Here is a 19598-nt window from a genome sequence, read left to right as displayed (position 1 = left end):
ATCGCCGATGGCCGCCAAGGAACCCAAGGATCCCGAATATCTGTCGACGCTGGAACGCGGCCTTTCGGTGCTGCGCGCGTTCGACCACGATCATCCCGAGATGCCGCTCAGCGAAGTCGCGGTGGCGACGGGGCTGAGCCCCGCGGTCGCGCGGCGCTGCCTCAATACGCTGGTGAAGCTCGGCTATGTTGCGCAGCATGGCCGGCGCTTCCTGCTGCGGCCCGAGGTGCTGGTGTTCGGATCGGCCTATCTCTCGTCGATGAACATCGAGCAGGTGGCGCTGCCGCAGCTCCAGATATTGCGCGACCAGACCGGCGACAGCTCGTCGCTGGCGGTGCGATCGGATCGGCATATCCTCTATGTCGCGCACGTCTCGACCAACCGGCATATCCGGCTGGGCGCCAATGTCGGCACGCGCTTCCCGCTGCACGCGACCTCGCTCGGCAAGGTGATGCTGGCGTTCGAGAGCGAGGCGGAGATCGAGGCGACGCTGGCGCAGGCGCCGTTCGATCGCTTCACCGAACGGACCGTGACGTCGGCCGAGGCGATGCGCGAGCGGCTGGCAGCGATCCGCGAGCGTGGCTATGATTCGGCGCTGGACGAGCTTGATTACGGCATCGTCTCGATCGCCGTGCCGTTGTTCGACCAGGACCGCACCGCGATCGCCGCGATCAACTGCTCGACCTCGACGACGCGCATTTCGCAGGACGAACTGGTCCGCACCCGGCTGCCGCTGCTCCGCGATGCCGCGCGCGAGATCGAGGCGGCGCTGCGGCGCTGGCCGGTGCTCGCCCACTCGCTCAGACGCACCTGAATTTCATCCCATTGCCGGGCGTCGCCACGCGCAGGCGGCGTTCGTGCATTTCTCCGAATATCGAACTTGACTTCGATAAACGAAGTTTATAGTCCGGCTAACGCGGGAAAGGCTGCGCTCGGAAGGAACAGCAGCCACTCGCGGACAGACCAGATTCGGGAGGGGATGGTCATGATATCTGCAGCGCGTTCGCGTCGTTTCGCCGTTTTGCTTGGGGCAACTGCAATGGCGAGCGCCCTGGCGGCCCCCGCCTGGGCGCAGGACAATGTTCCCGCCGAACCCCAGGCCGCGCCGCAGGAGGCGGAGCCGCAGGCCGGCGACATCATCGTCCGGGGCCTGCGCCGCGAGGAAACGCTGCAGGACACGCCGGCGGCGATCACCGCCTTCACCAGCGAAGCGATCGAGAGCGCGGGCATCGAGAAGCCGGCCGACTTCATGGCGCTCACCTCGAACGTGAACCTGGTCGAGACGCAGAACGCCGGCAACGCCTTCGTCATCATCCGCGGCATCACCCAGGCGCGCAATTCCGAGCCTTCGGTCGCGGTGGTGGTGGATGGCGTGCAGCAGGTGAACCCGGCGCAGTTCAACCAGGAACTGTTCGACATCGACCAGATCGAGGTGCTGAAGGGCCCGCAGGGCGGCCTTTACGGGCGCAACGCGATCGGCGGCGCGATCATCATCACTACCAAGCAGCCGACCGACACGCTGGAAGGCCGGGTGAAGGTCGGCATCGACAACGGCTTCGGCTATTCGGTGCGCGGCGGGATCAGCGGGCCGCTGGCCGAGGGGATCAAGTTCCGCCTGGGCGGCTCGCTGGTCGATACCAACGGCTATATCTACAATCCGTACCTCAAGGAGGATGCGGATCCCTATCGCGACTATGCGGTGCGCGGGAATTTGCTGATCGATCCGGCGCCGGGCCTGACGATCGACCTGCGCGCGTCGGGCGCGTGGCTGCGCACCCAGGCGCTCTATTTCAACATCGTCACCGATGTGAACGACACGCATCTGCCGGTGCGGGTGAACAATGCCGGGCAGAACGACCGCGACATGTATAACCTGTCGATGAAGGTCGATTACGACACCGGCGCGGGCACGCTGACGTCGATCACCTCCTACGACACGCTGACCGAGGTGCTGACCGGCGACGCGTTCGACTTCCTGCCGATCGACGAAAGCTTCTTCAACGGCCTGCTTGGCTTCGACATGAACCAGAGCCAGTTCCTCGACGTGAAGGCGTGGAGCCAGGAACTGCGCTTCGCCTCGCCGACCGGGCGGCGGTTCGAATGGATGGTGGGCGCCTATGCGATCGGGACCAAGCGCTTCATCTCGACCGGCAACATGGTCGATACCGGGCAGGGGGTGTTCCCGGTCTTCCACCATCCCAGCACCAATCCGATCAATCCGCAGGCGACCTTCCTTGCCGACGATCAGGACAATTTCGCCTGGGCGGGCTTCGCCAACGCGACCTACAAGTTCACCGACCAGGTCCGCGTCGATGCGTCGCTGCGCTACGATCACGACCGCCGCAAGAACACGACGCTGACGCCCACCGCCTTCCTGCCGGTGGTGCCGGGCTTCTCGGCCGGCGCGACCGGCGACGTGCGGCGCAAGTCGTACAAGGAGTGGCAGCCCAAGGTGACGCTCACCTGGGAGCCGACGCGCGACCTGACCCTTTATGGCGGCTATTCGAAGGGCTTCCGCTCGGGCGGCTTCAACCAGAGCGGCGTCGGCGCGATCGCGGCCGCCAACGGCATCGTCGGCGTGGGCGATACGTTCGAGGCGGAGACGGCGGAGACGTTCGAGGCGGGGCTGAAGGCGCAGCTCTTCGATCGCCATGTGACGTTCAACGCCAGCGCCTACACCACCAAGTCGCAGAACAGCTATTTCTTCGTCTTCCTGGCGGCCAACTCGACGCAGAATCTGGGCAACGTCCCCGAAGTGCGGTTGAAGGGCTTCGAGCTGGAGGCGACCGCGCACCCCGTGGAGGGGCTGGACCTGAATGCGGGGCTCGGCGTCACCTATAGCGACATCAAGAAATTCCCCGATCCCACGATCATCGGCAACGAGGCGCCGCTGATCTCGCGCTACACGCTCAACCTGGGCGCGCAGTACAAGAAGGAGATCGGCGACAGCGGCATCTCGCCTTTGGTGCGCATCGATTACCGGCTGACCGGCAAGACCTGGTTCGACATCCAGAATTCGACGGTGCGCGATCCGGTGGGGCTGGTCGATGCCCGTGCCGGGCTCAACACCGATCACTGGTCGATCACAGCGTTCGCAAACAATTTGTTCGACAAGAAATACAATGCCGAATTCTCGCCCGGCGGCTTCGTGTTCAAGGCGCGGCCGCGGATCTACGGGCTTGAGGCGGGGTATAAGTTCTGAGCGGGCCTGTCGCGCAGATCGCAGCGAGGCTGGCACGCTGAGCAAAGGCGAAAGTTCGAATAGCGAATATGGCTTCGAAGAACGAATTGTGCCGCGGGCGGCGCTTTGATATGTTCGGACGGAAAAGGACGGCATGCCGGCGAAGCGCCGCGGCACGCCGAGGAAAGGACAGGATCGCATGACTGCCAGACTGCCGGGACGGCTGCATCACACGGCCTATGTCGCCAAGAATCTCGAGGAAACCCGCGCCTTTTACGAGGACGTGATCGGCCTGCCGCTGCTCGCGACCTGGTGCGAGCAGGACGTGCTGTTCGGCAAGGAGCGCACCTATGCGCACGTCTTCTTCGGCCTCGCCGACGGGAGCGCGCTGGCCTTCTTCCAGTTCGCCGATCCGGCAGACCAGGCCGAGTTCGGGCCGGAGATGCCGGCATCGCCCTTCCATCACATCGCGCTGCAGGTCGATCCGCAGACCCAGGCCGAGCTGGAGGCGCGCATCGCCAGGGCGGGGATCGAGCCGCCCGCGACCTATGTGCTGGAGCATGGCTATTGCCGTTCGGTCTATGTCGTCGATCCCAACGGGATGATCCTGGAGTTCACCTGCGACGAGCCGGCGGCGCTGGAGCAGGACGCAGCCAACCGCGCCAAGGCCCATGGCGAGCTGAAGCGCTGGCTGGCGGGCGATCACACGCCCAACAACAATTTCCGCCCTGCGGAAGCCGCCTGAACCCCCTTGCCGATCGGGCCGGTGATGCGCAGCGAGCATAGCCGGCTGGGCGGCGCGACCGCGGACGTCGCGGTGGAGGGCGGCGCGATCCGGGTGGAGACGCTCGGATCGGGGCCGGCGCTGCTGCTCGTCCATGGCTGGACGCTCGATCGGCGCATCTGGGAAGCGCAGGCCGAGGCATTGGCCGGGCGTTTCCGGGTGATCGCGTTCGATCGGCGCGGTTTCGGCCAGTCCTCGGCACCGCCGGACCTGGCACGCGAGCCTGACGACATCGCCGCGATCACCGATTTCCTGGGGCTCGAACGCTTCGCGCTGATCGGCATGTCGCAGGGTGCGCGGATCGCTTTGGCGTTCGCGATCCGGCATCCCGGGCGCGTTTCCGCGCTGGTGCTCCAAGGCGCGCCGCTTTCGGGCCTGCCCGATGCCGAGGAGGCGCTGCCGCTCGATGCCATGGCGGCGCTGGCGGCGGATGGACAACTCGACGCGATGCGGCGGCTGTGGCGCATCCATGCGCTGATGCGGGTCGAGGGCGCGCAGGCGAATGCCCGGCTCGACGCCATCGCGGCGGACTATGTGGCGCGCGACCTGATTGTGCCCGGCGGGTCGCTTCCCGTGACGGTCGAGGATCTCGTCCATGTCCGAGCGCCGGTGCTGGCGATCACCGGCGCGCAGGAGCCTGCCTCGCGCCGCCGCGCCGCCGATATCCTCGCCGAGGCGACCGGCGGCGCGCGGCTCGATATTCCGGGGGGCAGCCATCTCTGCAACCTGTCCGAAGCCGAAGCCTATAATGCCGCGCTGGTCGGCTTCCTCGAAACCGCGCTGTGCGCCGCCTGATTCCCAAGGAGAAGACACCGATGCCGATTTCCCCCGGCAAGTTCCTGACCACCCATACCGGGAGCCTGCCCCGTCCCGAGGGGCTGACCCGGATGATGTTCGCGCGCGGCGAGGGCGTGCCGGTCGATGCCGAGGCGCTGGACGGCGCGGTCGATGCCGCGGTGGCGGAGATGGTCGCGCGCCAGGCGGCGGCGGGGATCGACGTGATCGGCGATGGCGAGATGTCGAAGCCGAGCTATGCCACCTATATCCAGGACCGGCTGACCGGCTTCGGCGGCGAGGGCGCGTCCTATGCCTTTCAGGATCTGGACGATTATCCCGGCACCAAGGCGAAGGTGTTCGGCGACACCGGCCGCGCCCGCCGCCGTGCGCTCGCCTGCAACGGGCCGATCAGCGTCAAGGACATGGACGCGCCGCGGATCGACGCCGAGCGGCTGGTCGCCAAGGCGGATGGCCGCGCGACCTTCATGAGCGCGGCGTCGCCGGGGGTGACGGCCTTGTTCTTCCCCAACGATCATTATCCCGACCACGAAAGCTATCTGTTCGCGATCGCCGAGGGGCTGCGGCACGAATATGAGACGATCGCCGCGGCGGGGATCACGCTGCAGGTTGATTGCCCGGACCTCGCGATGGGGCGGCATGTCCAATATACCGATCTGGAGCTGCCTGAGTTCCGCAAGCGGATCGGGATGCACATCGCCGCGCTGAACCACGCGCTGTCGAACATTCCGGCCGAGCAGCTTCGCATGCATCTGTGCTGGGGCAATTATCCGGGGCCGCATCACTGCGACGTGCCGCTGGCCGACATCATCGATCTCGTCTGGACCGCCAAGCCGGCGACGATCCTGTTCGAGGCGGCGAACCCGCGCCATGCGCACGAATTCACGCTGTTCGAGGAAGTCGGCGTGCCCGAGGGCAAGATCCTGTGCCCGGGGCTAATCGAGCCGCAATCGACCTATATCGAGCATCCCGAGCTGATCGCGCAGCGCATCGGCCGCTATGCCGATCTGGTGGGGCGTGAGCGGGTGATCGGCGGAGTGGATTGCGGGTTCAGCATCCATGTCGGCTCGGGCGGGCTCGATCCGGAGGTCGTGTGGTCGAAGCTCGCGGCGTTGGCCGAGGGCGCGGAGATCGCGACGCGGCGGTATTGGCGGTAGCGGGCTGGCGGGGCTGCCGGTTGACCAAGTTGACTCTATATGAGGGGTATCGTGCGGGCGCGCTGTCGCGTCCGTTCGGCGTGTCGACGATGAGAAAGAGCTGGTTCCTCGATCGGGGTTGAAATCCTATTTTGCAAGGCTGGAACTTCCATCGTTTGCTTATCCGTGAGCGAACTCCCTCAGGTTTGAGCGGCTCTTTTCACTTCCTCTCCCCTTGATAGGGGAGAGGATAGCGAAGCTTGGCGCGTTAGCGCCTAGCGTAGCTTGGAGAGGGGTAGAGCGGAGCGAAGCTCCGCGCGGCTGCTAAAGCAGCCGCTCACCCCTCACCCAGCTCCGACTAAGGCCTTGCTGCGCAAGACCTAAGTCTGCGCAACCCTCTCCCCTCAAGGGGAGAGGGAGGACATGGTACCTAGACCCGCCGAATTGTCTCACCGCGACAGCAAACTTTGTCGCGGAGGGACAAATGCCCGTCTCCCGGCGAAATGCCTATTGAAGCACGCGCCCGATTGCCGGATGCAGTCGGGCTAAGAAAAATAAGAAACGGTCAGTCAGGGGAGGGCGCCATGCTCGACTTTACAACCGCCTCGATGCACCCGGACGAGGGGCGCGAGGCGTGGCGCGATCAGCTTGCCGCGCTGTGCGGCCGGCGCGCGGTGATGCGCTTCACGCGCGAGCCGTTCAGCGGATCGATCCGGCATCGCGAAGTGGGCGGGATCAGCATCTGCCATTTCGCGCACAATGTGTACGAGATCGAGCAGAACCGGCTGCCCCAGAATGACGAGCAATGCCGCTACATGATGCTGGTGATGCAGCTCAGCGGCCGCAGCCAGCTCCGTCAGGGCAGCAGCGACATGGCGCTTTCCGCCGGCGAGCTCGCCATCATCGACAGCTTCCGCCCCTTCTCGACGCGCTTCGACGGCCCGACGACGCAGATCATCGCCTATCTGCCCGCCGCGGAGCTCGTCGCGTCGTGCTCGGCGAGCGCGCTCGCCCGGCCCTATCGCATGTCCGGCCATGACGGCATGGCGGCGCTGACCCGATCGACGCTGCTCACCATCGCGCGCTCGGCCGACCGGTTCGGCGACGAGGATGCCGTGCATGCGCGCGAGATGCTGACGGGCGCGGTCCGCCGCATGGTCGACCGCGAGCGCCGCACCTTCGTCAGCGTCGAGCAGGCGCTGCCGGACCGCCGCATCCGCGCCTTCATCGATGCGCGGCTCGCCGATCCCGAGCTGTCGCCCTCGCAGATCGCCACCGGCTGCGGCATCTCGCTGCGCCGGCTGCACCGTGCCTTTGCGGGCACCGAATGGTCGGTATGCGGCTGGATCCGCCATCGCCGGCTGGAACATTGCCGCCAGGATCTGCTCGATCCCGCGAACGACCGGCTGAGCATCACCCAGATCGCCTTTCGCTGGGGCTTCAACGACGCCGCGCATTTCAGCCGCAGCTTCCGCGAAGCCTATCGGCAGGCCCCGCGCGAGCTGCGCCGCCGCGCGGCCTGACCGCATCGGGCCTGTCCCGCAGCAACAAGAGCGAACGGCACGGCGGAGCAAGAGCGTGTCGTCCCACCTCCCTAAAAGGACGCTGTTACCCTTCGGGTCGCACCGGACGGCAACGCTAAAAACAAGAATGTGGGTGGGGACGATGCACAAGGCCAAGAACATGGATTCGATAGGCGCCGGATTGCGCGGCGCGGCGTCGCTTCTGGCGATGACGCTGGCGCTCGGCGGGGCTTCCCAAGCCTGGGCGCAGGACGGCGCCGCTCCGCCTGTGGCGGAGGCGCCCGCGCCGCAGGAGACGCCGGCCGCGGCCGACGATCCCTATTCGGGGGACATCGTCGTCACCGCGCAGTTCAAGCAGCAGCGGCTTCAGGATACGCCGCTGTCGATCTCCGCGATCAGCGGCGACATGATGGAAGCGCGCGGCATCCGCGACGTCGCCGAAGTCGCCAAATCGGTGCCGAACGTCTATGTCGAGCGCCAGGTGGCGGGCACCGGCGCGGGCGCCAGCGCCTATATCCGCGGCATCGGCCAGTCCGATCCGCATTTCGCGGTGGAGCCCGGCGTCGGCATCTATGTCGACGATGTCTATTACGGTGTGATCTCGGGCAGCCTGTTCGAGACGATGGACCTCGACCGCACCGAGATCCTGCGCGGCCCGCAGGGCACGCTGGCGGGCAAGAATTCGATCGGCGGCGCGATCAAGCTCTATTCGCGCAAGCCCGACGAGACGACCGACGGCTATGTCGAGATCGGCTATGGCCGCTTCAACCGGATCAACGCGCGTGCCGCGGCGAACTTCACGATCCTGCCGCAGAAGCTGTACGTCCGCCTTTCCGCTTCGAACCGGCGGGCGGACGGCTATCTGACGCGGCTCGATTATGGCTGCGTCACCGGATCGACCCAGTTCCCGAACCAGCGCACCGACACGAGCTGCAAGATCGGCACCGAGGGCGGCCAGCAGGTGTTCAGTGCCCGCGCCGCGATCCGCTGGCTGGTCGCCGACGGGATCGAGAACAACTTCATCATCGACACCATCCAGGACGATTCCGAGAATCCGGCGGGCAAGCTGACGGTGCAGAACGCGGCCTGGGCCGGCACCAACAATTTCATGACGCCGAACGGCAGCTATACCAACTACGCCACCTATATCGGCGATCCGGGCCTGCCCTCGCAGTTCAGCTATGCGCCCAAGACGACGATGCACGGCTGGGGCTTCTCGAACAATCTGTCGGCCGATCTGGGCGGAGTCACGCTCCAGTCGATCACCGGCTATCGCGTGTCGAACACCTATTTCCCGGTCGATCTCGACGTGTCCCCGGCCGATGTGCTCGACCAGATCTGGACGCTGGATCACAAGCAGTTCACCCAGGAGTTGCGCCTCTCGGGCGACTTCGCGAACAAGCTGGTCGAATGGACGGTCGGCGGCTTCTATTACGATGCCAAGGGCTATTCGCGCACGCGGCTCAACCTGCGCGGCGGGCTGCTGCCGGGCGGGGGCGGCGTCGACCTGCGATCGCTGACCGACGATCCGATCAACACCTCGTCCAAATCGGTGTTCGGCCAAGTGATGGTCCATCCGGTGTCGGCGATGTCGCTCACCGGGGCGATCCGCTACACCAAGGACAAGAAGACCTATCTCTTCCATCGCTATGCCGTGGACGGCAGCCTGCACCCGACGCTTGGCAGCCTGGACGGCGTGACCGGCGTGTTCGACGGGGATCGCGTCGATTACCGCCTTGCCGCTGACTATAAGGTCACCAAGGACGTGCTGATCTATGCCCAGTATGCGACGGGCTTCAAAGGCGGCGGCATCAATCCGCGGCCCTATTTCCCCAGCCAGGTGGTGCCTTTCGAGCCCGAGACGCTGGTCAGCTATGAAGCGGGCTTCAAGAGCGACCTGTTCGATCGCGCGGTGCGGCTGAACGCGGCGGTGTTCCACAATGTGTTCAAGAACGTCCAGGGCAAGATCAATTCCTGCCCGGCGATCACGCCGAACAACGCCGCCGGTCCCTGCGCCGCAGCGACCAATATCGGCGATGCGCGGATCAACGGCGCCGAGGCCGAGCTGGAGATCCGCACCGGCGGGCTGCTGATCAACGCCTCGCTCGGCTATCTCGACTTCAAATATACCAAGGTGCTGCCCTTTACCGGCGTGTCGCTGGACATGACCAATGTCTATACGCCCGAATGGACCGCGTCGGGCGGCATCCAGTACAGCGTCGATGCCGGCAGCCTGGGCGAGATCACGCCGCGCTTCGACATCAGCTATCTGAGCGCGACCTATTCGGACCCGGTCAACACCGCGCTGACCCGGATCGATCCGCGCGCGCTCGCCAATGCCCAGATCACCTGGGACACGAAGAAGGACTGGACGGTCATTCTGGGCGTGACGAACGTTTTCGGCACGTTCAAATATATCAATTATTACCAGACCGGCACGCCGGTCTACAACGCCCAGATCGGCCAGCCGACCCGCCCGCGCGAATGGCTGCTCACCGTGAAGCGGCGCTTCTGATGCTGCTCGACGGCTCCCCGGCACCCTTCCGCGCCGGGAACCTCGCGGCGGAGGGTGGCCCTCCCGCCCCCTCCGCCGCTTTCCCGCCCGAACCGAGTATCGCTTCAGATGACTGAGACCCGGAACATCCTTTTCTGGAACGTCGCGCGCGACGATGCGCTCGAGCGTTCGCTGTCCGGGTTGCCCCAGATCGACCTGATCGTGGCGAACGAGGCGCCCGACGTGATGGCGCTGCTGCCGAAGGCGGACGGGTTCATCGTTTCGGCGGCGCACGTCTCCCCGCTCCTGATCGACCGGCTCAACCACGGATCCGACAGGCTGAGCTGGATCCATCTCATCAATGCCGGCTATGACAATGTCACGCGCCAGTCGCTTCCCGAGGGGCTGGTGGTGACGCATACGCCGGGCGCTGGCGCGACCACCGTCGCCGAGCATGGGCTGAGCCTGATGCTGGCGCTCGCGCGGCGGCTGCCCGAGGCGCTGGAGGCGCAGCGGGCGATGCGATGGGACTATGGGCTCGGCGCCGGGCTGAGCTCGCTCCAGGGCAAGACCGTGATGGTGCTCGGCTTCGGCCATATCGGCAAGGCGCTGGCCCGGCTGGCGCGCACCTTCGGGATGCGGGTGATCGCGGTCAGCAAGCATGGCCGGCCCAGCGAGCTTGCCGATCTGAGCTGCCGGCTGGCCGAGGCGGAGGGGCATCTGCCCGAGGCGGACTTCGTGGTGATCGCCGCGCCGCTGACTGCCGAGACCCGGGCGTTCTTCAATGCCGAGCGGCTGGCGCTGGTCGGGAAACGCGCATTCCTGGTCAATCTTTCGCGCGGCGGGATCGTCGATTCGCAGGCGCTTTCGGAGAAATTGCGCGAAGGCGCGCTGGCCGGCGCGGCGCTGGACGTGACCGATCCCGAGCCGCTGCCGGCGGGGCATCCGCTCTGGACCGCGCCCAATCTGATCCTCACGCCGCACGCCGCCGCGGCGGGGCCGACCCCGCACGATCGCGCGCATCTGGTGGCCATCACGACCGAGAATGCGCGGCGCTTTTCCCAGGGCGAGCCTCTGCTACACATCGTCCATCCCTGTACGCTGCAGGCGGCTTAGGAGAGGGCCGGAATGCGTATCGCCCGTGTCGCGAGCATCCATGCCGATGGAGGATGGCGGCCGTTCAGCTTCCTGAAGATCGAGACCGACGCGGGGCTGACCGGCTGGTCGGAATATAGCCAGGGGCTGTGGTCGCCGGCGCTGCCGCAGGTGATCGAGGCGCTGGCGGCGCGCGTGATCGGCCGCGATCCGCGCGGCTTCGCGACATTGTCGGCGGAGCTGCATGCGAGCGTGCGGTTCGCGCCCGGCGGGCTCAATGCGCAGGCGATCGCGGCGATCGAGAACGCCTGTATCGATATCGCCGCAAAGGCGGCCGGCGTGCCGGTGGCGCGGTTGTTCGGCGGGCCGTTTCGGGAGCGCCTGCCGCTCTACTGGTCGCATTGCGGCAGCTTCCGCGCGCGCGACGGGGATTATTTCGAGACGACGCTCGGCCGGCCCCGGCTGGAGACGCTCGACGACATGAAGCGGCTGGGGGCGGAGGCGGTGGCCAGGGGTTTCCGGGTAGCCAAGACCAATCCGATCGCCTTTTCGGACAAGGGGGCCACGCTGCTCAATCCCGGTTTCGTGCCGGGCTTCGATCCGGGCCGGGCGCTCGACGGCGCGACGCTCGCGGCGATCGACGCGCAGGTCGAGGCTTTCCGCGACGGGGCCGGGCCGGACCTCGACATCCTGTTCGACGCCAATTTCGGCTGCACGCCCGAGGGGTTCGGCCGGATCGGACGGCGGCTGGAGCGGCACCGGCTCCGGTGGTTGGAGGCCGATGTGCATTCGCCCGCCGCGCTGGCGGATTTGCGCGGGCGGGTGCCGATGCCGCTCGCCTCGCTGGAGACGCTCTATGGCCGGCGCGGCTACCAGCCCTATTTCCAGGCCGGCGCCGCCGATGTCGCGATCGTCGACGTGCCCTGGAACGGCATCGCCGAGGCGGTCCGCATCGCCGCACTGGCGGAGGCGCATGAGATCAACGTCGCGCCGCATAATTTCTACGGGCCGCTCGCGGACCTGATGGCGGCGCATTTCTGCGCGTCGGTTCCCAATCTGGAGATCATGGAGATCGAGGCCGACGACGTGCCGTGGAAATACGACCTGCTCACCGTGGCGCCGCGCATCGCCGATGGCGGGTTCGACCTGCCCGAGGCGCCCGGCTGGGGCGCGGACGTGAACGAGGCCGCCGTCGCCGAACATCCCTGGGGCAAGGGCTGATGGGCCTCGAAGCGCTGTTCCAGCCGATCACCATCGGCACGCTGACCCTGCCCAATCGCTTCGTGATGGCGCCGATGTCGCGCTATGCCTGCCCCGAGCGAATGCCTACGCCCGAGCTCTCGGCCTATCACCGGCGGCGCGCCGAGGGCGGGGTGGGGCTGATGCTCACCGGTGGCGCGGCGATCGACCATCCCGCCGCCAACAATTCGCCGGTGCTCGCCGATTTCCGCGCCGAGGCGCGGCCGGCATGGCGATCGCTGGTGGCGGAGACCCATGCTGCAGGGGGCCGCATCTCGCTTCAGCTCTGGCATGCCGGGGGCCGGTTCAATCGCGAGCCCTGGTGGCGGCCGGCGCCCTTGGCCAGTCCCTCGGGGCTGGGCGGTCCCGATTTCGTCGTGGGCGAGCCGCTGAATGACGAAGCCATTGCCGATATCGTCGCGCGCTTCGGCGAGGCGGCGGCGGCGGCCAGAGAGGTGGGCTTCGACGCGGTCGAGATCCATGGCGCGCACGGGTTCCTGATCGACCAGTTCTTCTGGGACGCGACCAACAAGCGGACCGACCGCTGGGGCGGCGTGCATCTGGAGGACCGGCTGGCGTTCGCGCTAGCGGTCTATCGCTCGGTGCGCGCCGCGACGGGCCCGGACATGCCGGTTTCGATGCGCATCTCGCAGTGGAAGGAGCAGGATTACGCCGCGAAGCTCGCCATCACGCCCGATGCGCTGGCGCGCTGGGTGGGGCCGCTGGTGGATGCCGGGATCGACTTCATCGATTGCTCGCAGCGCCGCTTCTGGGAGCCCGAGTTCGCGGGATCGGACCTGAACCTCGCCGGCTGGGTGAAGAAGCTGACCGGCGGACGGACGATGACGATCGGCTCGATCGGCCTCGATCGCGACGTGACCGCGTCCTTCGCCGGCGACCGTGCCGTGCCGGCGCCGCTCACCGGGCTGGTCGAGCGCTTCGAGCGTGGCGATTTCGATCTGGTCGGGCTGGGGCGCGTGCTGCTCGCCGATCCGCACTGGATCGAGAAGGTCCGTGAAGGGCGCTTCGCCGATCTGATCCCGTTCGAAGCGCGTGCCGCCAATGTCGTCTATTAGGCGCGCGCGATGCTGACCGGCCCCGAGCATCTGGAGGAGCGCGCCCGGCGGCGGCTGCCGCATTTCCTGTTCGATTATATCGCCGGCGGTTCGTATGACGAGCAGACGCTGCGCGCCAATCGCGATGCGCTGCGCGGGGTGCGCCTGCGCCAGCGGGTGATGCGCGACGTCTCCGGCATCGAGACGAATACCCGATTGTTCGGGCAGGATGCGGCGCTGCCGCTGGGGCTGGGTCCGGTCGGGCTGGCCGGCATGTGCGCGCGCCGGGGCGAGGTCCAGGCGGCGCGCGCGGCGGAGAAAGCGGGGGTGCCCTTCTGCCTCTCCACCGTTGCGGTGTGCAGCGTCGCCGAGGTCGCGGCGGGCACCGGCACGCCCTTCTGGTTCCAGCTCTACATGATCCGCGACCGCGCCTTCATGGCCGATATGCTGCAGCTCGCCGCGCAGCATTGCTCGGCGCTGGTCTTCACCGTCGACATGCCGGTGGGGGCGACGCGCTATCGCGATTTCCGATCGGGCATGTCCGGCGCGCCGGGGCTGAGGGGAATGCTCCGCCGCGGGCTCCATGCCGCGATGCGGCCCGGCTGGGCCTGGGACGTGGGACTGCGCGGACGGCCGCATGCGATCGGCAATCTCGCGCCCGTGCTGGGCGGACGGGCGGGCGCGCAGGACTTCGCCGGCTGGATCCTGCGCAATTTCGATCCTTCGGTGACCTGGGACGATCTCGCCTTCGTCCGCGAGCATTGGCGCGGGCCGCTCATCATCAAGGGCGTGCTCGATCCCGAGGACGCGGACGCCGCGGTGGCGGCCGGCGCGGACGGCATCGTCGTCTCCAATCATGGCGGCCGCCAGCTCGATGGCGCCCTCGCATCCACCGAGGCGCTCCCCGCGATCGCGGCGAAGGTGAAGGGGCGGGCGACGATCCTGGCGGACGGCGGCGTGCGATCGGGCGTGGACCTGCTCAAGATGCTGGCGCTGGGCGCCGACGGCGTGCTGCTCGGCCGTGCCTGGGCCTATGCGCTGGCGACGGGCGGCGAGGCCGGCGTCTCGGCATTGATCGACGGCTTCGGCCGCGACCTGCGCGCCGCCATGGCGATGACCGGTTGCCGCACGCTTGCCGACATAACCCCCGATATCCTCGCGCGGCGCCAAGGAACGATGGAATGAGCGAAGAGAAGAGCGAAGCCGGATTTCCCGCGCTGGCCACCGCCTGGGGCGTCGTGGCGCTCCTGCTGCTGGCCTATATCGTCGCGGTGATGGACCGGCAGATATTGAGCCTGCTCGTCCAGCCGATCCGCCACGATCTGGGCATCACCGACACGCAGATCAGCCTGCTCCACGGCTTTGCGTTCGTCATCACCTTCACCGTGCTCGGCGTGCTCTTCGGCCGCATCGCGGACCGGGGCAACCGGCGCAACCTGATCGTGATCGGGATGCTGGTCTGGTGCTTCGCCACTATCGCCTGCGGCTTCGCGCGCAACTTCGCCGAGCTGTTCGCCGCGCGGATGCTGGTGGGGGTGGGGGAGGCGGCGCTCTCGCCCGCCGCCTATTCGCTGGTCGCCGACTATTTCCATCCGAGCCGGCGCGGGCGGGCGATGGGCGTCTATACGCTGGGCACCTTCGTCGGATCGGGCGTGGCGATGATCGCGGGCGCGCTCGCGATCCTGTCGACCATGGGCGCGACCCAGGTGGACATGCCGCTGATCGGGATGATGCCCAATTGGAAGGCGGCGTTCGTGATCGTCGGCCTGCCCGGCGTGCTCGTCGCCGCGGCGATGCTGCTGGTCCGCGAGCCCGTCCGCCGCGAGCGCGCCGCTGCGGGGGCGGCATCTTCCACCCTGGGCTTCGTGCGCGAGAATATCGCCATCCTCGCCGTCATGATCTGCGGGCTCAGCCTCAACGCGCTGGCGAGCTTCTCGCTGATAAGCTGGACGCCGACCGTGTTCATCCGCCTGTTCGGCTGGCAGGCGAGCACGATCGGCGCGGCCTATGGCGCGATCCTGGCCGTGGCGGGCGGATCGGGCATCCTGTTTTCGGGCTGGCTCGCCGATCGGATGGCGAAGCGGGGCGGTCCGCGCCCGCTCGTCCTTGCGAGCTGGGCGATCGCGGCGGTGATCCCGCTCTCGATGTGGGTCGGCCTTGCGCCTTCGCCCGGCGTGGCGCTCGCCGTGCTGGTGGCGTGCAGCTTCCTGCTGGCGATGCCCACCGGCCTTGCGCCGCTGGCGATCTATCAGCTTACCCCCAACGAGCATCGCGGCCAGATGATCGCGGTCTATCTGCTCGCCGCCACCCTGGTCGGGCTCGGCCTGGGGCCGACGCTGGTGGCGGCGACCAATGCGGGCCTGTTCGGCGGGGACCAGTCGATCGGCCGAGCGCTCGCGCTGGTGACGACATTGGCGGCGATCGGCGGATACGGCTTGCTCACGCTTGCCGCCCGGCTGACCAGGGATCGCCGGCCGCTCTAGCCTTTGGCGGCGCCACGGTGCAGATCGCCTGCGAAGATTGCGGAGAGGCGAATGCACGAGGAAGCGGATGTCCTGATCGTCGGCGGCGGCCATGCCGGGGCGGCCTGCGCGATCGGGCTGCGGCAGGGCAAGTTCGGTGGGAGCATCCTGATCGTCGGGGCCGAGCCCGAGCTGCCCTATGAGCGGCCGCCGCTCTCCAAGGAATATCTCGCCGGGGACAAGCTGTTCGAGCGGCTGCTGATCCGGCCCGAGACCTTCTGGGCCGAGCGCGATGTGGGGTTCCGGCTGGGCACGACCGTCGTATCGGTCGATCCGGGTGGGCATGGCGTGACGACCGATGCGGGCGATATGATCCGGTACCGCCATCTCGTCTGGGCGACGGGCGGCGCGCCGCGACTGCTGAACTGCGGCGGGCATCACCTTGCCGGCGTGCATACGGTGCGCACCCGCGCCGATGCCGACCGGATGATGGCGGAGCTGCCGCAGGTCGAGCATGTCGTGGTGATCGGCGGAGGCTATATCGGGCTGGAGGCGGCGGCGGTGCTTGCCAAGTTCGGCAAGAAGGTCGTGCTGCTGGAGGCGCTGGATCGGGTGCTGGCGCGTGTTGCCGGCGAACCGCTGTCGCGCTTCTTCGAGGAGCAGCATCGCGCGCATGGCGTCGATGTGCGGCTTGGGGCGGCGGTCGATTGCGTGCTGGGCGAGGATCGCGTGACCGGCGTGCGGCTCGTCGATGGCGAGGTGCTGCGGGCCGGGATGGTGATCGTCGGCATCGGCATCGTGCCCGCCGTCGAGCCGCTGCTGGCGGCCGGCGCGGAAGGGGGGAACGGCGTCGCGGTGGATGGCCAGTGCCGGACCAGTCTGCCCGATGTGTTCGCGATCGGGGATTGCGCTCTGCATGCGAACCGCTTTGCCGAGGGGGCGCGGATCCGGGTGGAATCGGTGCAGAACGCCAACGACCAGGCGGCGGTCGTGGCGAAGACGATATTGGGCCAGCCGGTGGAATATGATGCGGTGCCGTGGTTCTGGTCGAACCAGTATGACATCAAGCTCCAGACCGTGGGACTCTCGATCGGCCATGACCGGACGGTCGTGCGCGGCGATCCGGCGAGCGGGAGCTTCTCGATCGTCTATCTGAAGCAGGGCAGGGTGATTGCGCTCGACTGCGTCAATGCGGTGAAGGATTATGTCCAGGGGCGGAAGCTGGTGGTGGAAGGGCGCGTGGTGGACGCCGCGCGGCTGGCGGATGCTGGTGTGCCGTTGAAGGAGTTGGGGTGAAGCCCCCTAGATCATCGTCATCCCGGCGCGGGCCGGGATGACGATTGTTGGGCAGGGCTCGGCACGGGCTACTCCCCCGTCAGCCGTCCGCGCCGCTCCTGCACCAGCGCCGTCAGCCAGTCCTTGAACGCGCGGACCCGCTGGAGCTGGCGGGTGTCCTGGTGCGTCACCATCCAGAAGGAGCGCTGGATACGCATCTCCGGCAGCACCCGGACCAGCGCCGGATCGGCGTCGCCGATGAAGCAGGGCAGCACGCCGAGGCCCACGCCCGAGGCGATCAGCCGGTGCTGCGCCAGGATCGAGGAGCTGCGCACCGTCGGCGCCAGCGCTTCGTCGATCTCGTTCAGGTAGCGCAGCTCGGGCGCGTAGAGCAGGTCGGGGATATAGCCGATGAGGCGATGTTCGCGCAGTGCCGTGGTGTTCGCGGGCGCGCCGTGCCGATCGGCATAGGCGCGCGCGGCATAGAGGCGCAGCGCATAGTCGGACAGCTTGGCGCTCACCACCGGCCCGGCGCGCGGGCGGGCGAGCAGGATCGCGATGTCGGTCTCGCGCTTGGAGGGGCTGAGGAAGCCGCTGCTCGCGACCAGATCGACCACCAGCGCCGGGTGCCGCTCGACGAAATCGCCCAGATGCTCGGCCACGAACCAGGCGCCGAAGCCTTCGGAGACGCTGACGCGCAGCAGGCCGGTCAGCTCGTGCGCGTTGCCGGGGCGTTCCTCGATCCGGTCGGCGGCGCGCTGCATCGCTTCGGCATGGGCGAGCAACCGTTCGCCCGCTTCGGTGAGCACCTGGCCCTCGCGCGTCTTCTCGAACAGCGTCTGGCCCAGTACCCGTTCGAGCCGGCGCAGGCGGCGGCCCATGGTGGTGGGATCGACGCCGAGCCCCGACGCCGCGCGCGAGAGCTGGCCCGCGCGGGCGATCGCGACGAAGTCCTGCAGGTCGTTCCAGCGAAGCGGGTGCATCATTGCAGGCGTTGTTCGCAGAAACGCAGATTGCCTGCAACTTCGCGACGGCCCAAGCTGGGGGCAAATAGGAGAGGTTCATGCGCACCATCGACCATTTCATTGTCGGGCATTCGGGCGGCGGGGCGGGCCGCACGTCGGACGTGTTCGATCCCAATAGCGGCGAGGTCCAGGCGCAGGTGACGCTCGGCACCCAGGTCGAGCTCGACCGCGCCGTCGCCGCCGCGCAGGCCGCGCAGCCGGGCTGGGCGGCGACCAATCCGCAGCGCCGCGCCCGGGTGATGTTCAATTTCAAGGCGCTGGTCGAGGCGCATATGGACGAACTGTCGCACCTGCTCTCGTCCGAGCATGGCAAGGTGATCGCCGACTCCAAGGGCGACATCCAGCGCGGGCTGGAGGTGATCGAGTTCGCCTGCGGCATCCCGCATGTGCTGAAGGGCGAATATACCCAGGGCGCCGGGCCGGGCATCGACGTCTATTCGATGCGCCAGCCGATCGGCATCGGAGCGGGGATCACGCCGTTCAACTTCCCGGCGATGATCCCGCTGTGGATGTCGGGCGTGGCGGTCGCGTGCGGCAATGCCTTCATCCTCAAGCCCAGCGAGCGCGATCCCAGCGTGCCGGTGCGGCTTGCCGAGTTGTTCCGCGAGGCTGGGTTGCCCGAGGGCATCCTCCAGGTCGTGCATGGCGACAAGGAGATGGTCGACGCGATTCTCGATCATCCGGCGATCGGCGCGGTGAGCTTTGTCGGTTCGTCGGATATCGCCCATTATGTCTATCGGCGCGGCGTCGAGGCGGGGAAGCGCGTCCAGGCGATGGGCGGGGCGAAGAACCACGGCATCGTCATGCCCGACGCCGATCTCGACCAGGTGGTGGCGGATCTCTCGGGCGCGGCGTTCGGTTCGGCGGGCGAGCGCTGCATGGCGCTGCCGGTGGTGGTGCCGGTGGGCGACAGGACCGCCGATGCGCTGCGCGAGCGGCTGATCCCGGCGATCGAGAAGCTGCGCGTCGGCGTCTCGACCGATAAGGATGCGCATTACGGGCCGGTGGTGAACGCCGCGCACAAGGCGCGGGTCGAGAACTGGATCCAGAAGGGCGTGGACGAAGGCGCCGAGCTGGTGGTCGATGGCCGCGGCTTCACGCTTCAGGGGCATGAGCAGGGGTTCTTCATCGGGCCGTCGCTGTTCGACCGGGTGACGCCGGACATGCAGGCCTACAAGGAGGAGATTTTCGGACCCGTCCTCCAGATCGTCCGCGCGCCCGATTTCGAGGCGGCGCTGCGGCTGCCGAGTGAGCACCAGTACGGCAACGGCGTCGCGATCTTCACGCGGAACGGCCATGCGGCGCGCGAGTTCGCGGCGCGGGTGAATGTCGGCATGGTGGGGATCAACGTGCCGATCCCGGTGCCGGTGGCGTATCACACCTTCGGCGGCTGGAAGCGCAGCGCGTTCGGCGACACCAACCAGCACGGCATGGAAGGCGTGAAGTTCTGGACCAAGGTCAAGACGGTCACGCAGCGCTGGCCGGACGGCGGCGCGGGTGATAGCGCGTTCGTCATTCCGACCATGGGGTGAGG

General features: G+C 67.6%; 15 protein-coding genes. 14 read left to right on the top strand and 1 reads right to left on the bottom strand.

Annotated features, from left to right (window positions below; all coding sequences use genetic code 11):
- Window positions 1-7 precede the first annotated feature (7 nt).
- The 13 genes from HB724_RS10585 (at window position 8) to HB724_RS10525 (ending at window position 17060) form a co-directional block, all read left to right on the top strand.
- Window positions 8-814 (top strand): IclR family transcriptional regulator C-terminal domain-containing protein, encoded by an 807-nt coding sequence (locus HB724_RS10585; RefSeq protein WP_213980896.1) that lies wholly within the window; start codon window positions 8-10, stop codon window positions 812-814.
- 225 nt (window positions 815-1039) lie between these two features.
- Entirely contained in the window at window positions 1040-3202 is a 2163-nt protein-coding gene (locus tag HB724_RS10580) for a TonB-dependent receptor (protein ID WP_213980895.1), read from the top strand.
- A gap of 178 nt (window positions 3203-3380) precedes the next feature.
- Window positions 3381-3926: a VOC family protein gene (locus HB724_RS10575; protein WP_213980894.1), complete on the top strand. Its 546-nt coding sequence runs from the start codon at window positions 3381-3383 to the stop codon at window positions 3924-3926.
- 24 nt (window positions 3927-3950) lie between these two features.
- Window positions 3951-4760, top strand: coding sequence for an alpha/beta hydrolase (locus HB724_RS10570; RefSeq protein WP_213980893.1), 810 nt, complete (start codon window positions 3951-3953; stop codon window positions 4758-4760).
- A gap of 20 nt (window positions 4761-4780) precedes the next feature.
- Entirely contained in the window at window positions 4781-5917 is a 1137-nt protein-coding gene (locus tag HB724_RS10565) for a cobalamin-independent methionine synthase II family protein (RefSeq protein ID WP_213980892.1), read from the top strand.
- A gap of 563 nt (window positions 5918-6480) precedes the next feature.
- Window positions 6481-7419: a helix-turn-helix domain-containing protein gene (locus HB724_RS10560; RefSeq protein WP_213980891.1), complete on the top strand. Its 939-nt coding sequence runs from the start codon at window positions 6481-6483 to the stop codon at window positions 7417-7419.
- Window positions 7420-7561: 142 nt separating this feature from the next.
- Window positions 7562-9934: a TonB-dependent receptor gene (locus HB724_RS10555; protein ID WP_213980890.1), complete on the top strand. Its 2373-nt coding sequence runs from the start codon at window positions 7562-7564 to the stop codon at window positions 9932-9934.
- 108 nt (window positions 9935-10042) lie between these two features.
- The gene (locus HB724_RS10550) at window positions 10043-11029 is read left to right on the top strand and encodes a D-2-hydroxyacid dehydrogenase (protein ID WP_213980889.1); all 987 of its coding nucleotides are present in this window, start codon (window positions 10043-10045) and stop codon (window positions 11027-11029) included.
- Between the two features lie 12 nt (window positions 11030-11041).
- Window positions 11042-12229, top strand: a complete 1188-nt coding sequence (locus HB724_RS10545; protein ID WP_213980888.1) for a mandelate racemase/muconate lactonizing enzyme family protein — start codon at window positions 11042-11044, stop codon at window positions 12227-12229.
- Window positions 12229-13323, top strand: coding sequence for a 12-oxophytodienoate reductase (locus tag HB724_RS10540; RefSeq protein ID WP_213980887.1), 1095 nt, complete (start codon window positions 12229-12231; stop codon window positions 13321-13323). Before HB724_RS10545 ends, HB724_RS10540 begins: the two co-directional genes overlap by 1 nt.
- A 9-nt stretch (window positions 13324-13332) precedes the next feature.
- On the top strand, window positions 13333-14487 hold the full coding sequence (locus tag HB724_RS10535) for an L-lactate dehydrogenase (RefSeq protein WP_213980886.1): 1155 nt from the start codon (window positions 13333-13335) through the stop codon (window positions 14485-14487).
- A complete protein-coding gene (locus tag HB724_RS10530; RefSeq protein WP_213980885.1) occupies window positions 14484-15785 on the top strand; it encodes an MFS transporter in 1302 nt (433 codons plus the stop codon). Before HB724_RS10535 ends, HB724_RS10530 begins: the two co-directional genes overlap by 4 nt.
- 51 nt (window positions 15786-15836) lie before the next feature.
- Window positions 15837-17060: an FAD-dependent oxidoreductase gene (locus HB724_RS10525; RefSeq protein WP_213980884.1), complete on the top strand. Its 1224-nt coding sequence runs from the start codon at window positions 15837-15839 to the stop codon at window positions 17058-17060.
- 68 nt (window positions 17061-17128) lie between these two features.
- Here the strand turns inward: HB724_RS10525 and HB724_RS10520 are convergent, their stop codons facing one another.
- Window positions 17129-18022 carry a LysR family transcriptional regulator gene (locus HB724_RS10520; RefSeq protein ID WP_213980933.1) on the bottom strand — a complete coding sequence of 298 codons (894 nt, stop codon included), beginning with the start codon at window positions 18020-18022 and terminating at the stop codon, window positions 17129-17131.
- An 80-nt stretch (window positions 18023-18102) separates the two neighbouring features.
- Between HB724_RS10520 and HB724_RS10515 the strand changes: the two genes are divergently transcribed.
- Entirely contained in the window at window positions 18103-19596 is a 1494-nt protein-coding gene (locus HB724_RS10515; protein ID WP_213980883.1) for a CoA-acylating methylmalonate-semialdehyde dehydrogenase, read from the top strand.
- The last annotated feature ends 2 nt before the right edge of the window (window positions 19597-19598 follow it).

Origin of the sequence: Sphingomonas sp. dw_22 (assembly GCF_018449795.1) — a bacterium.
Lineage (GTDB): Bacteria > Pseudomonadota > Alphaproteobacteria > Sphingomonadales > Sphingomonadaceae > Sphingomonas.
Note: the sequence above shows the minus strand (reverse complement) of the source record. Positions and strands in the feature narration are given on the sequence as shown.